This is a genomic window from Brevundimonas huaxiensis (assembly GCF_014218725.1).
Taxonomy (GTDB): Bacteria; Pseudomonadota; Alphaproteobacteria; order Caulobacterales; family Caulobacteraceae; genus Brevundimonas; species Brevundimonas huaxiensis.
In genome coordinates this window covers 1-13,676 of sequence record NZ_JABBJE010000014.1, presented here as the reverse complement: position 1 = coordinate 13,676, position 13,676 = coordinate 1, and the positions used below count along the sequence as shown (strand labels likewise).

The window sequence follows — 13,676 nt, the reverse complement described above, 5'->3', positions numbered from 1 at the left end:
CTGCACCCTGAACGAAGCGGCCCATACCCACCTCCTGCTGACCTCGGGAGAATAAGCTAATTCGCTCGAGCTGGAGGCGTTTTCACACAGCCTCGACTCATCTCGGACGATCGGAAGGTCTGCTTTGGAGAGGGGCCGGCCATTCCCCACGACGCCGACAAGCTTTTGTATGCAGCGCCGCAGGCGCGGCGGTCGCCGAGTTCGGTAACAACCATTTCCCAGTGTCAGGCCGACGTTACGATGGTGGCGCTAGGTCGTCGGCTTCAATGCGTCCGGCGCCGAAACGCCAGTGCTCAAGATGTTTGTAGACGATGATCTTGTCGTGCAGCACGGCCGCGTGCGTCGCGCAGAAAGCCTCCAGTCGGTCGCGGTCGCAGATGAGTTCCACGCACATCGTCAGGTCGGGTTTCCAAGCTCGTAACCCTCGTCCTGGATCCGCCCCCGGTTGCTGTATCCAAAATGGGTCTGGTGGGCGACCGCGTTCATGATGCCGGCGCCCTTGGCCTGTTCGACGATCTGGCGATACAGCGGCTTACGGTGGAAGAAGCGCTTTAGGGAGGCCAATGCCGCCTATGACGCGGGTGCAAGGTGGTGCGGCAAGTCGTCATCGAACCCCTGGCCGTTGGCGGCGTTTTCGTCACCTTGACGCTACGAGGAGACAGAAATGAGCATGCTCAAAACCTTGGCCGCCGTGGCTGTGGTCGGCGTTCTCGCGACGCCGGCCTGGGCTCAGGACGACCGCCCTCCGACGCCACAGGAACGCGCCGCCATCGAACGAGTGCTTCGCGCGGAGGGATTTGTACGCTGGGATGAGATCGAACTGGATGATGGGGTCTGGGAGGTGGAGGACGCCCGGACCGCAGACGGGCGTGATTATGATCTCAAACTGCGACCCCAGAGCCTGGAAATCATCCAGCACGACGCCGACACATAGACCTGAGCTGTAGAAGAGCCCGCTGTCGGCGGGCTCTTCCAGCGAACCGAGACATGCTCAGGCTCAGTGGCCCTTGCGGTTTGTCGCTTTTCCGAACGTGCGGTCCAGGGCCGTCGTCAGTTTTCCGAGCGCGCCGGCCGCCGCTTGATCGATCGAGGCCGACTGGTCGGTCACCGAGACAGGATCGTGGCCCGCAGGTCGGGCCTCGATCTGGCAACGGATGTCGGCGCCATTGCTCCGTTCGCCGTTCTCATCGCCGACATGAAGCTCCACGCGGGTGAGCCGATTTTCGAAGCGCGAAAGGCGATCGCTCACCAAAGCCTCAAGTCGCTCTGTGGCGGCTTGCCTGCCTTCGAGGTTGTTGGCGGTATTGATCTGAATATCCATGGTGTCTCCGGGTTGAGTGATGTCGGTCAGCGCGCCTTGCGCGACCGTTCCAGCACCGGGCGTTGCCCCTCGGCGTCGAAGGCGCCCGATGGCGCGATCTTCGTATTCGGCGTGTCGTTCATGCCCTCATGCGCTGTCGGTTCCGGCGAGGGATGGCGGGGGTCGGGCGCCGCCTTCTTCAAATCCATCGCCTTGGCGGCTTGAGCCGCTTGCGCTGCGGGCTTCACCGTTTGCTCGTCGTCCATGATGGCTCTCCGTTGATGTTGCCAGGAATCAACACGTCCCGGACGGCGGCGTTGCGCCCCTGTGGCAATCGGCGGCAGGCGGGAAGACCGCCTGCGGCGCAGCCGAGGTCTGATCCTGGCGCCGGAGCACCGCCACCATGGTGGGGCCGCCGAAGACGTCGCATGAAATGGCGCTGGTGCTCACCTCGTCCATCACGCCACGGCGGCGCTAACGAAATGACCATGGCGCTAGAGCGCCAAGTCGGCGAACCGAAAGGGTCATTGATCGAGTGCCTCGGAGCGACCTGGCCGGACCTTGGTCAGGTCGCCGTGGAGATCACGGTTGTTGTTCTTCTGGCCCGACGCTGATGGGAGTTGGATCGCCCTCATCCGCCCCGCCGAATGTCGCCCAATCGGATGTTCCCGGCGGGGAGGGCAGACCGTCGATGATGTCGTCGCTTGGGTTGGCGTCAATGCGACGGCCCTGGCGGTAAATATGCGCCTTGGCGATCATATTGGCCGACACCGGGGCGGTCAGGAACAGGAACAAGGTGATCAGAAGCTCGTGGGCCGAATAGGTCCCGCCGAACACGGGGAAATAGATCATCGAGGCGATCAGACAGGCGCCGACCCCCAGGGTGGTGGCCTTGGTCGGTCCGTGTAGCCGGGTCATGACCGACGGCAGTTTGGCCAGCCCCCACGACCCGACCAGGATGAAGGCCCCGCCGACGAGCAGCAGAACCGAGATGGCGATTTCCGCAATTAGGCTCATTCGACGATGTCTCCTCGCAGGAGGAATTTGCAGTAGGCCACGGTGCCGACGAAACCGACCATGGCCAGAAGAAGCGCCGCCTCGAAATAGGACGAGGTCGCATAGGCGATCCCGAACAGAACGATCATGGCGATGGCGTTGATGGTCAGGGTGTCGACAGCGAGGATTCGATCCGCCGACAAAGGTCCCCGCCACAGCCGGAACAGGTTCAGCAGGATCGAAAGGCTGACGCAGGCGAAGGCGAAGCCCAGCGCGATGGGAAGGAGGGTTCCGGTCATGCGAACACCTTCAGAAGACGGGCCTCATAGCGACGTTTGATGCGGGCGACCTCCGCCTCGGGATCGGCGACGTCGAGGGCATGGACCAGCAGCGCACGGCCGCAGCCAGAAATATCGCTCGAGACTGTGCCGGGGGTCAGGCTGATGGTGCCGGCCAGGGTGGTGATAGCCTCGGGCGAACGAAGCTCCAGCGGGATCACCAGCCATTGGGAGCGAAGGTCGCGGTTGCGTCGCATTAAGATCACCCAGGCCACCTGAAAATTGGCGATCAGAATGTCGAACAGGACGATTACGACGTAGCCGACCAGGGCGGGGCCCAAGCGCACGGCGGGCCGATCAGGCCAGAAGCGGCTGGTGAACAGCGGAACGAGCACCGCGAACACGATCGCCAGAAACAGGGCGCCGAAGGTGAATTCGTTCACCAGCAGCATCCAGACCACGACCAGCATCGCGCTCAGGCCGGGGTGAGGCAGAAGGCGGCGGATCATCGGCGACCTCCGGACTGCGGACCAAGGACAGCGTCAATATACTGGTCCGGCGCGAACAACTGAGCCGCCGCCGCCGCCGTATAGTCCGTCACTGGCCCCGCCAGCACGGTAAGGCCCGCCAGCGCCAGCAACAGGGCGGCGGCCGCCCCCACCCCTCCGCGCCTGCCGCGCAGGGACCGCAAGACGATTTCGCCTTCGACCGATGCGCTCTTCCAGAAGATCATGCTGCCGGCGCGTGCGAACGCCAACACGCCCAGGACGGTCGTCGTCAGGATCGCTCCCCAGATCCAGACGGCGTGCGGCGAAGCCCGTGCGCCGTCCAGCACCAGAAGCTTGCCGACGAAACCCGACAGGGGCGGCAAGCCGACTGCGGCGATGGCGGCCAGGAAGAAGAGGGCCGACAGGATTTCGATCTGACGAAACCGCGGGGCCAAGGTGATGGCGTCGCCATGTTCGGCGCGTCTTTGGGCGACCAGGTCCACGACTAGGAACAAGGCGGCGCCGGCCAGGGTCGAGTGCAGGATATAGTATAGGGCCGGCCCCATCGACTGGACGGTGAAGACGGACACGGCGCACAGCAGCGTCCCCATCGAGCCGACGACGGCCCAGGCTGCGAGATCGCGCAGTCCCCGCGCCGCAAACATGCCCACAAAGCCGATGATGAGGGTCACGAGCGCGGCCGGAAGCAGCCAGGGGCCGACCAGAAACGCCAGGCCGCCCGCGTCCTCCCCGAAAATGAGGGTGCTGGTGCGAATGATCGAATAGGCTCCGACCTTGGTCATGATGGCGAACAGGGCCGCGACCGTCCCGGTGGTCGCGGCATAGGTTCCCGGCAGCCAGAAATGGAGCGGCACGACCGCCGCCTTCAGCGCGAAGACCGTGGTCAACAACAGGCCGGCGGCGGCGATGAGCCCTTGATCACCTGCCGGCGCCGCCGCCACGCGCACCGCCAGATCGGCTATGTTGAGCGTGCCGGTGACCCCGTAAAGCAGGCCGACGGCCACCAGGAACAGGGTCGATCCGACCAGGTTGATGATCACATACTGGACCCCCGCCTTCAGCCTCTGACCGCCCTGGCCATGAAGCATCAACCCGTAGGACGCGATCAGCAGGACTTCGAAGAAGACGAACAGGTTGAACAGGTCGCCGGTCAGGAAGGCCCCGTTCAACCCCAGTAGCTGGAACTGGAACAGCGGGTGAAAATGCCAGCCCTTGCGATCTGTCCCGGTGCTGATCGCATAGACCAGGACGACAAAAGCCAGGACGGCGGTCAGCAGCACCATCATCGCCGACAGCCGGTCGAGCACCAGCACGATGCCGAAAGGCGCGCGCCAATTGCCCAGAGCATAACTCTGGATGTCGCCGCCGTTCGCCTGGGCGAGAAGAGCGAGGGCCACGACGATCAGGGTCAGGCAGGATCCGACCGCAGCGAGACGCGACAGGGTCAGGTGGTGGCGCAAGAACAGCAGGATGCCCGCCCCCATGACGGCGGGCAGGAGCACGCTGGCGATGACCCAATAGGAGGTGATCAAACTCACTGTTCGGTCTCCTGGTCCGATGCGCCATCAACGCGGTCGACGCCGGTCTCCAGATAGCTGCGTAGGGCCAGCACGACCACGAAGGCGGTCATTCCGAAGGCGATGACGATGGCGGTCAGGACGAGGGCCTGAGGCAGGGGGTCGGTGTGGCCTTCCGCCGCCTTGTCGTAGAGAGGCGTGCGGTCGATCGCCAAGCGGCCCATGGCGAACAGGAAGACATTGATCGCGTAGGACAGAAAGGCCAGTCCCAGCACGACCGGAAACGTCCGTCGACGCAGCACCAGATAGACGCCGGCGGCTGTCAGGACGGCGATGGCCGAGGCGACCAGGAACTCAAGGCTGATCATCGTTCCACCTCCCCGGCGGCGGCTTGCGGGGTTGCGCGGGACGGATCCACATCCATCGGCTCATCCGCCTGGAGCGGTTCCTGTTTCTCGGCGCTCTGGGCGACCTGGGAGAGTTGCGCCAAGGCCAGGATCACCGCGCCGATGACGGTCAGCGCCACGCCGATGTCGAACAGCATTGCGGTGGCGAGCTCGAACGTGCCGATCACGGGCAGGCTGAAATAGTCGAATGCCGTGGTCATGAAGGGGGCGCCGAACAGTAGCGAGCCGAGGCCGGTCGCCGCCGCGATCAACACGCCCAGGCCGATCAGGGTGTGGTGGTCCGCGCGCAGCCGCTGGGCCGCGAACTGATAGCCCGAGGCCATATACTGCATCAGGATTGCGATGGAGATGACCAGGCCGGCGATGAAACCGCCTCCCGGCTGGTTGTGTCCCCGCAGGAAGATGTAGAGGCCAACCATTACGGCCAGGGGCAGCAACAGGCGGGTGGCGACCACCAGCATCATCGGGTGGTGCTCGGGCGAACGCGGCGTATCGGGTCGCCAGGCCAGGATCCGGCGACCGCTGGCTCCCGTCCCCGCCGTCTCGAGCAGGGAGAAGATCGCCAGCGCGGCGATGCCCAGGACGATGATCTCGCCGAAGGTGTCGAATCCGCGGAAATCGACCAGGATGACATTGACGACATTGGTGCCGCCCCCACCCGAATAGGCGTTCTCCCAGAAATAGCCGGAGATGCTGTCCAGGGGGCGGGTCATGACGGCCCAGGCTGCAGCGCCGACGCCTAGGCCCGATAGCACGGCCAGTCCGCCGTCGCGCAGGCGACGGGGCAGGCGGCTTTCGCGCGGGCTGGTCTTGGGCAGCAGATTGAGCGCCAGCAGCATCAGCAGGATGGTGACCACCTCCACCGAAATCTGCGTCAGGGCGAGGTCCGGCGCGGACATGTGGACGAAGCCTAATGAAATCACCAGGCCGACGATCCCGATATAGATCAGCGACAGATATCGGGCTCGGTGGTTGATCAGCACCAGAACCGTGGCCGCGATCAGGGCTAACCAGGCGACGATGGCCATCGGGGACGCCGCCGTCGTTGGACGGTCCCCGGCGATGAAGGCGAAGCCGAGAAAGCCGGCGAAGCCGACGACCACGGCGGCGCCGATGAACATCGCAATATAGCGTTCAAGCGATCCGTTCTGCAGCCGGGCCGTGAACGCGACGGCCGCCCTGGTCGCCCCCACAACGACCCGATCAAACAGGACCTTGGCGTCGGGCAAAGTCAGGCCATGCCAGAAAGCGGCGATCTGCCGATGGGCGCTCAGAATGACCAAGCCCAGGCCGATGGCCGCGATGCTCATGAACAGGGCGGGCGTCACGCCATGCCAGAGCGACAGCGAATAATAGGGTGTATCTCCGCCGATGACGGCTCGCGACACCTGCTCGACCAGCGGCCCGGCGACGACGGCGGGGAACAGACCGATGGCGACGACCAGGGCGACCAGCACCGCCGGCGGCCCCCATAGGCCAATGCCCGGATCATGGGGCGTCTTGGGATAATCGTCGCGTTTCTTGCCGAAATAGACATGGACGATGTAGCGGAACGAATAGGCCACCGAGAACGTCGCCCCCAAGGTCGCCAGCGCGGCGACCAGCCAGGGCTGGTTCCACCAGACGGCATGCCAGGCTTCTTCGAGCATCATCTCCTTGGAGATGAAGCCGTTCAGCGGCGGTACGCCTGCCATCGACAGACCGGCGACGACCGCCAGGGTGGCCGCGATCGGCATCAGGGTCGCCAGACCGCCCAGCCGCTTGATGTCGCGCGTCCCGGCCTCGTGATCCACGATGCCGGCGTTCATGAAGAGCGCCGCCTTGAAGGTGGCGTGGTTGATGATGTGGAAGACGCCGACCACGGCGGCCATGGGAGTGCCGAAGCCGAAAAGCATGGTCAGAAAGCCCAGGTGGCTGATCGTCGAATAGGCCAAAAGCCCCTTCAGATCGTCCTTGAACAGGGCCGCGACCGCGGCGAACACCATTGTCACCAGACCTGTCGTCGCCACAAGGTAGAACCACTCATCCGTGCCCGACAGCACCGGCCACAGCCGGGCCAGCATGAAGACGCCGGCCTTCACCATGGTGGCCGAATGCAGATAGGCGCTGACCGGCGTCGGGGCGGCCATGGCGTGGGGCAGCCAGAAGTGGAACGGGAACTGGGCCGATTTGGTGAAACATCCGCCGAGTATCAGCAGGAGCGCCGGCAGATAGAGAGGAGACGCCTGGATCGCCTCGCGGTTCTTCAGGATCACCGTCAGGTCATAGGATCCGGCGATATGGCCCAGGATCAGCAGCCCCCCGATCAGCGACAGCCCGCCGGCGCCTGTGACCGCCAAGGCCATTCGCGCGCCCTGGCGCCCCTCGGGCAGATGTCGCCAGAAGCCGATCAACAGGAAGGACGAAAGGCTGGTCAGCTCCCAGAAAATCAGCAGCAGCAGCACATTGTCCGACAGGACAATGCCTAGCATCGCCCCCTGGAACAGCAGCAGATAGACGAAGAACCGACCCATGGGGTCGGCCTTGGACAGGTAGAATCGGGCATAGACGATGATCAGCAGGCCGATGCCCATGATCATGCCGGCGAACATCAGACCGAGCGCGTCGAGGAAGAGGTTGAGGTTCAGCCCCAGCAAGGGGATCCACTCGATCCGGACCTGGACCGTCTCGCCGGCCATCACGGCCGGCGTGAGCGTGCCGAGGATCACCAGCGCCGCCAGGGTCACGGTCCCGGCCGCGACGGCGCTGGCATTGCGACCCGCGCGAATGGCCAAGGCTGGGGCGAGGGCGCCGATCAAGGGCAGGAGGGCAAGCACAAGCAGCAAGGATCGACCTTCTCAGCGGCATTGTTCGGGGGCGGGAGCGCCCACGGTCGCTAGGCGTCGTCCGTACCTTAGCCCGAGCAGCCCGGCCGTGGCGACCCCGCCATTACACGCGGGTCGTTTTGAAGCAGGGTAATGGTGTCTTTTAGGGCAAGACGTTCACTACGAGCCAACCGGCCATCGCGCGCAACAGTATGGGGTCGGGCGCGATACAGAGTTCGGCCAGCACAGCCGGGCGCATGTGCCGGGGGCTAGCGGACCAAGCCTGCCACGGCGCCACTTCTGCGCTAGGCTCGGGCCGACGTATCGGTGGCGGAGCAAAAAAACGATCGTCGGCCAAATAACCGGCAGTCCGTTGAACCGTTTTACCGCCCCAAAGCACCTATGATCGATGACGCGACCTCACACCCGACTTGATGCGACAACCCGCCGCCTCCTGGATGAGTATCTCGTCGTGGCTGCACAGTCAGGTGACCAGAAGGCCTTCGCCGAGCTGGTGAGACGCTGGCATAGGCGCTTTGCTGCCCATGCTTGGCGGCTCCTGGGTGACGATGAGGCGGCAAGTGATGTCGTCCAGTCGGGATGGCTGGAGGTCGCGCGAGGATTGAGCCGCCTCCAGGACGAGCGCGCGTTTCCTGCCTGGGCTTATCGGATCATGTCCCGGGGCTGCGCCCGGCATATCGCGAACCTGCAAGGCCGGCGCGAACTGGACCGTGCCATCTCTGCAGAGCCTGAGCCAGATGCGATCGAGCCTGACTTTGAGAAGCGTGATGAGGCTCAGCGCCTTCACGCGGCAATCCGCTGTCTGCCTCCGCCGCAGCGGGCTGCGGTGGCGCTGTTCCATTTTGAGGACCTAAGCATCGCCGAGATCGCGGTGGCCCTCGATGTCCCGGCGGGCACGATCAAGACCCGCCTTATGCATGCACGCCGCCGCCTTCGCGTCGTGCTGGAAGGAGAAGACGATGCCTAATCCCGATCAGCTAATCGATCAGACACTCGCAGCGGAAGAGCGTGACCTGCTTCGCCGCATTGGAGAGGATCCCAGTCACGTCCAGCAGGCTCTGACGCTTTTCGCAGGGCGTTCCGGATGGGTGAGTGGACTTCTGCTGGCGGTGCAAGCGGTGATGTTCATTGCAGGACTGTGGGCCGGCTGGCAGTTCTTCCAGGCCCAGGACACACTCGCTGCCCTCCACTGGGGTCTGCCTTCCGCAGTCCTGCTCGTCATGTCCCTTATGATCAAGCTCGCGCTGTGGCCCGTCATGCAGACAAATCGACTCTTAGTGGCGCTAAAGCGGTTGGAGCTGATGGTGACCCAACGAAGCGGCGTCGATAGCTAGTCGGGTTGATCGACCGCGTCTCTACCGTCAGTCGTCAATGAAGATCATCAACGTCCGAAGCGTGTCGGCTTGCGAAGTTGGCATTGCGCCTGAAAGCGGACCTTCGGTTCACGCACGGAATGTCGTGTTTGCGGCATGGTCCGCATGACCGCTTCTGGCGCATCTGCGCTGTTTGGAGCGTATCGTGCGGAGGGGGGCGTTGATCGTGGGAGGTGGCCATGAGCCAGCCCGATCTATTTCGTTTACCCCGCAAACCCTGGAACGCTGGTCGAATGACTGGAGCGAAGGCCCCGCTCAAGCCAAAGCACATCTGGGCGATCCGTCACCACCTGAAGTCCGTTGGATCGATCCGAGATCTTGCGATGTTCAACATCGCACTAGACGCCAAGCTGCGGGGCTGTGATCTGGTAAAACTCCGCCTCGGCGATATTGCTCAAGGTGGCGTCATCCGGCAGCGATCGACGATCATCCAACAGAAGACCGGTCGGCCCGTGCCGTTCGAGATCACGGAGGCCGCGAGGGAAGCTCTGGCTCACTGGCTGGTGCGCCGAGGACGACGGCGTGACGACTGGCTGTTCCCCAGCCGCAGCCGAGATGGAGAGCACATAGGCACCAGGCAGTACGCTCGGCTGGTCGTTACCTGGGTGAGGATGATCGACCTGAACCCGAGCGCCTATGGCACCCATAGCCTTAGACGGACCAAGGTGGCCTTGATCTATAAGAAGACGGGAAACCTACGCGCCTGCCAACTCCTTCTTGGGCACGGAAAACTTGAGAGCACTGTCAGGTATCTCGGCATCGAAGTGGACGACGCGCTGGAGATTTCAGAGCAGATTGACCTCTGAGCAGGCTGGGGCGGCCCGCCGGAAAGCGGACTGCCCCTATGTCTCAAAGGGGTGGTAGGCGGACATCGGCCGACAAACGGCGACCGACTTGAGCTAAGCGGACAGACATTAAAGATCGCAAACGTGGTGCTCTTCGGTGACCCCATGTAACCACTCCAGCGGAAAGGCGTTACAGCTTTACTGTGGACCTTAGGATTTAACGTGGCGACAGCAGACACCCATCAGCGTGATGCCGCGTTCGGCATTCCAGGGCTCGACGATATCTTGGCGGGAGGTTTGGAGCGTGGACGCGTCTATCTTCTCGAAGGCGCGCCAGGAACCGGCAAGACCACCTCCGCAATGCGGTTCCTCCTTGAGGGGGCGCGGCTAGGCGAACGAGGTCTCTACATCACCCTGTCCGAGACCGAAGAGGAGCTGCGTGGCACGGCGCAGAACCACGGCTGGTCGCTTGAGGGCGTCGACATCTTCGAACTTGTACCGCCCGAGAGCCTGCTCGACGAACAGCAGCAGCAGAGCCTGCTCTATTCGTCTGACCTTGAGCTGGGCGAGACGACGCGGTTGATCTTCGAGTCCGTTGAGCGCTGCAGCCCACGCCGCGTGGTCATTGATAGCCTGTCGGAAATCCGTTTGCTGGCCCAGAGCTCGTTGCGATACCCACGCCAAGTGCTAGCGCTGAAGCACTATTTCGCCAAGCACGGCGCAACCGTGTTGATGCTCGACGACCTGACCACCGACATCAACGACAAGACGGTGCACAGCGTCGCCCATGGCGTGATCCAGCTGCAGGAACTGGCGCCCGAATATGGAGCAGAGCGACGCCGGGTCCGGGTGATCAAGTACCGAAGCCGTCGCTTTCGAGGCGGTTATCACGACTTCACCATCAAGACCGGCGGACTTGAGGTCTACCCCCGGATCGTCGCATCGGAACACCACTCGGCCTTCGCACGCCATCCGATGTCGAGCGGCGTGGCTGAACTGGACGCCCTGTTGGGCGGGGGTGTCGAGCGAGGTTCTAGCGCGCTTGTTCTGGGACCGGCGGGCACGGGCAAGTCGCTGTTCACGATTAACTTCGCGGTGGCGGCGGTGAAGCGTGGAGAGAAGGCGGCCCTGTTCGTCTTCGATGAAGAACTTGGCCTCCTGTATGACCGCATGGCCAAGTTGGGCATCGACCTGAGGTCAATGGAGGCGGACGGAAATCTAATCATCGAACAGGTCGACGCCGCCGAGCTGTCTCCCGGAGAGTTCGCCTCGCGCGTTCGCGAGTGCGTATCGGACGAGGACATCCAGACTGTGGTGATCGACAGCCTGAATGGCTACCAGGCGGCCATGCCGCAGGAGCAGTTTCTGGTGCTGCACATCCACGAATTGCTTCAGTACCTGAACCGCCAGGGCGCATCGACCTATCTAACGGTCGCCCAGCATGGTCTCGTCGGCGAGATGAAGGCGCCGATCGACGTCACTTATCTGGCCGACACGGTCATCCTGCTCCGTTACTTCGAAGCCCGAGGAAAAGTTCGACGGGCCGTTTCTGTTATCAAGAAGCGGGCCGGGCAGCATGAGACAACCATTCGGGAGTTCACCATCGGCTCCGACGGCCTGACCCTTGGAGCCCCGCTGAATGATTTTCAGGGGGAGCTGCGTGGCGTGCCAAACTTCGTCGGCCCGGGCGCCGGTCTTATGGGCGACCCATCCGCGTGAGCGATGGTGGCGACAATTCACGCCGCTCGCTGGTCCTGACCCCCTCCGGGCGAGACGGGGCGATCGCTACCGCCATTCTTGCGGAGGCGGGGTGCCCCGCCCTTTTATGCCGGGATATCGAGGACCTTCTTGCCAGAATGGATGAAGGCGCTGGCTTGGCGATCGTCGTCGAGGACGTCCTTCGCTCGGCCGACCTCAACGGGCTTTCGACCTGGATTCAAAGCCAACCATCATGGTCAGACTTTCCCTTCCTGATTCTGACCCAACGCGGCGGCAGCGTTGAACGCAACCCGCTGGCCCAGCGCCTCTCGCAAACGCTTGGCAATGTCGGCTTTCTGGAGCGACCGTTTCACCCGACCACTCTTGTCAGCGCGGTCCGCACCGCTCTCCGTGGGCGAAGCCGCCAATACGAAGCTCGCGAGCGGATAGAGCAGATCAGACGCGGCGAGGAGCTGTTGGAGCGTCGGATCCTGGAGCGAACCGCCGAACTCGAAGCCGCCAACCGACAACTCGCCGATCAAATCGCCGAGCGTGAGAAAGCCGAAGATGCACTGCGCCAGGCTCAACGTCTCGAGGCTGTGGGACAGCTGACCTCGGGGATCGCCCACGACTTCAACAATCTGCTGACGGTCATCATCGGCAACGTCGAGCAGATCCGGAAACGGACAGAGGATCCAGCTCTCAAGAAGCGACTGTCCATGATGGCGGAGGCGTCGCATCGGGGCGCGCAGCTGACCGCTCAGATGCTGGCTTTCTCACGGCGGCAGAAACTCGAGCCGCGCCCGGTCGATCTCAATGAAACCGTGCGTAGCATGAAGGATCTCCTGCAAAGCACCATCGGCGGGACCGTGCGTATCCTGGAACCTGATCTTGCGGACGACCTGTGGCCGGCCATGATCGATCCCACCCAGATCGAACTGGTCATTCTCAACCTGGCCATCAACGCACGCGACGCGATGGATGTCGGCGGAACGCTGAGAATCCAGACCGCCAACGTGGTCGCACCGGAGCCTGTGACGCCCGAACAGCCTCCCGCCGGGGACCATGTCGTGGTGTCGGTGGCGGACGATGGTTCAGGCATGTCCGACGAAGTGCTGGCGCGGGTCTTCGAGCCATTCTTTACGACAAAGGCCGTGGGCAAGGGCTCCGGCCTGGGCCTGAGCCAAGTGTACGGCTTGGCGAAACAGTCCGGGGGCGGCGTCACGATCGACACCGCGATCGGGAGGGGCACGACAATAAGAATCTTTCTGCCTCGCGCCGACGCAACTCCACAGAAGGAGACAGTCCCAGACACGGCTATCAGCGCGGCGCCGCTCCCTGACACCACCATTCTGGTCGTCGATGACGACGACGCAGTCAGGGCCGTAACGTCCGGAATACTGGTCGATCTAGGCTATCGTGTCATCGAAGCCGGCAGCGGGGGCGCGGCCTTGGATATGTTCGATCAGCACCCTGACATTCAAGCCGTCGTGTTGGATTTCGCCATGCCGGGCATGAACGGCGGAGAGGTCGCTCGCGAGATGACTGTCCGAAGGCCAGGCCTCCCGATCATCTTCGCGACGGGCTATGCTGATATCGAAGGCTTGGCTGCGACGACCGAGGATCGGATCATTCGCAAGCCGTTCGATCAAAGCGACTTAGCCCGAAAACTTTCGCTGGCGCTTGGCTGAGTCCCAGCAGAACACCTCTATGTCCAAAACGAGTCGAAGGCGGACCCCGCCGCACGCCCGATGTTGGAGCCTCACCGCCCGCCTGAATGTCGCGTTATTGCCATCCCGCCAATGTCTGATCCTGGCGCATCTGCGCTGTTTGGAGCGTATCGTGCGGAGGGGGCGTTGATCTTGGGAGGTGGCCATGAGCCAGCCCGATCTATTTCGTTTACCCCGCAAACCCTGGAACGCTGGTCGAATGACCGGAGCGAAGGCCCCGCTCAAGCCAAAGCACATCTGGGCGATCCGTCAGCACCT

The 13,676-nt window shown here is 63.3% G+C and carries 16 protein-coding genes; 6 read left to right on the top strand and 10 right to left on the bottom strand.

The features are described 5' to 3' along the window. Positions 1-235 precede the first annotated feature (235 nt). Both HF680_RS15355 and HF680_RS15350 read right to left on the bottom strand, forming a co-directional pair. The gene (locus HF680_RS15355; RefSeq protein ID WP_205196334.1) at positions 236-388 is read right to left on the bottom strand and encodes a hypothetical protein; all 153 of its coding nucleotides are present in this window, start codon (positions 386-388) and stop codon (positions 236-238) included. An 8-nt stretch (positions 389-396) separates the two neighbouring features. Then, positions 397-564, bottom strand: a complete 168-nt coding sequence (locus HF680_RS15350) for a hypothetical protein (RefSeq protein WP_185225671.1) — start codon at positions 562-564, stop codon at positions 397-399. 100 nt (positions 565-664) lie between these two features. Here HF680_RS15350 and HF680_RS15345 point away from each other — a divergent pair, with 100 nt between their 5' ends. Next, positions 665-934 carry a PepSY domain-containing protein gene (locus tag HF680_RS15345; protein ID WP_205196333.1) on the top strand — a complete coding sequence of 90 codons (270 nt, stop codon included), beginning with the start codon at positions 665-667 and terminating at the stop codon, positions 932-934. Between the two features lie 63 nt (positions 935-997). On the opposite strand, the gene HF680_RS15340 is transcribed toward HF680_RS15345, so the two are convergent. From HF680_RS15340 to HF680_RS15305, 8 genes are all read right to left on the bottom strand, one after another. Continuing rightward, the gene (locus tag HF680_RS15340) at positions 998-1,321 is read right to left on the bottom strand and encodes an HPF/RaiA family ribosome-associated protein (protein ID WP_185225670.1); all 324 of its coding nucleotides are present in this window, start codon (positions 1,319-1,321) and stop codon (positions 998-1,000) included. 26 nt (positions 1,322-1,347) lie between these two features. Further along, positions 1,348-1,566 (bottom strand): hypothetical protein, encoded by a 219-nt coding sequence (locus HF680_RS15335; RefSeq protein WP_185225669.1) that lies wholly within the window; start codon positions 1,564-1,566, stop codon positions 1,348-1,350. Between the two features lie 316 nt (positions 1,567-1,882). Beyond that, positions 1,883-2,317, bottom strand: a complete 435-nt coding sequence (locus tag HF680_RS15330; protein ID WP_185225668.1) for a Na+/H+ antiporter subunit G — start codon at positions 2,315-2,317, stop codon at positions 1,883-1,885. Then, positions 2,314-2,595 (bottom strand): K+/H+ antiporter subunit F, encoded by a 282-nt coding sequence (locus HF680_RS15325; RefSeq protein ID WP_185225667.1) that lies wholly within the window; start codon positions 2,593-2,595, stop codon positions 2,314-2,316. Before HF680_RS15325 ends, HF680_RS15330 begins: the two co-directional genes overlap by 4 nt. After that, complete coding sequence (locus HF680_RS15320; RefSeq protein WP_185225666.1) at positions 2,592-3,083, bottom strand: Na+/H+ antiporter subunit E; 492 nt, start codon at positions 3,081-3,083, stop codon at positions 2,592-2,594. The genes HF680_RS15325 and HF680_RS15320 overlap by 4 nt, the downstream gene beginning before the upstream one ends. Then, positions 3,080-4,621: a monovalent cation/H+ antiporter subunit D gene (locus HF680_RS15315; RefSeq protein ID WP_185225665.1), complete on the bottom strand. Its 1,542-nt coding sequence runs from the start codon at positions 4,619-4,621 to the stop codon at positions 3,080-3,082. The genes HF680_RS15320 and HF680_RS15315 overlap by 4 nt, the downstream gene beginning before the upstream one ends. Continuing rightward, positions 4,618-4,968: a Na+/H+ antiporter subunit C gene (locus HF680_RS15310; RefSeq protein WP_185225664.1), complete on the bottom strand. Its 351-nt coding sequence runs from the start codon at positions 4,966-4,968 to the stop codon at positions 4,618-4,620. The genes HF680_RS15315 and HF680_RS15310 overlap by 4 nt, the downstream gene beginning before the upstream one ends. Continuing rightward, entirely contained in the window at positions 4,965-7,823 is a 2,859-nt protein-coding gene (locus tag HF680_RS15305; RefSeq protein ID WP_248120239.1) for a monovalent cation/H+ antiporter subunit A, read from the bottom strand. Before HF680_RS15305 ends, HF680_RS15310 begins: the two co-directional genes overlap by 4 nt. Before the next feature lie 397 nt (positions 7,824-8,220). On the opposite strand from HF680_RS15305, the gene HF680_RS15300 reads away from it, so the two are divergent. The 5 genes from HF680_RS15300 to HF680_RS15280 all read left to right on the top strand — a co-directional run bounded on the left by HF680_RS15300 (position 8,221) and on the right by HF680_RS15280 (position 13,379). After that, positions 8,221-8,799, top strand: coding sequence for an RNA polymerase sigma factor (locus HF680_RS15300; RefSeq protein ID WP_185225662.1), 579 nt, complete (start codon positions 8,221-8,223; stop codon positions 8,797-8,799). Continuing rightward, entirely contained in the window at positions 8,792-9,166 is a 375-nt protein-coding gene (locus tag HF680_RS15850; protein WP_205196332.1) for a DUF6768 family protein, read from the top strand. Before HF680_RS15300 ends, HF680_RS15850 begins: the two co-directional genes overlap by 8 nt. A gap of 218 nt (positions 9,167-9,384) precedes the next feature. Further along, on the top strand, positions 9,385-10,011 hold the full coding sequence (locus HF680_RS15290) for a tyrosine-type recombinase/integrase (RefSeq protein ID WP_174086246.1): 627 nt from the start codon (positions 9,385-9,387) through the stop codon (positions 10,009-10,011). A gap of 201 nt (positions 10,012-10,212) precedes the next feature. Then, on the top strand, positions 10,213-11,709 hold the full coding sequence (locus HF680_RS15285; protein WP_185225661.1) for an ATPase domain-containing protein: 1,497 nt from the start codon (positions 10,213-10,215) through the stop codon (positions 11,707-11,709). A 155-nt stretch (positions 11,710-11,864) separates the two neighbouring features. After that, on the top strand, positions 11,865-13,379 hold the full coding sequence (locus HF680_RS15280) for a response regulator (RefSeq protein WP_235969008.1): 1,515 nt from the start codon (positions 11,865-11,867) through the stop codon (positions 13,377-13,379). Positions 13,380-13,676: the final 297 nt, after the last annotated feature.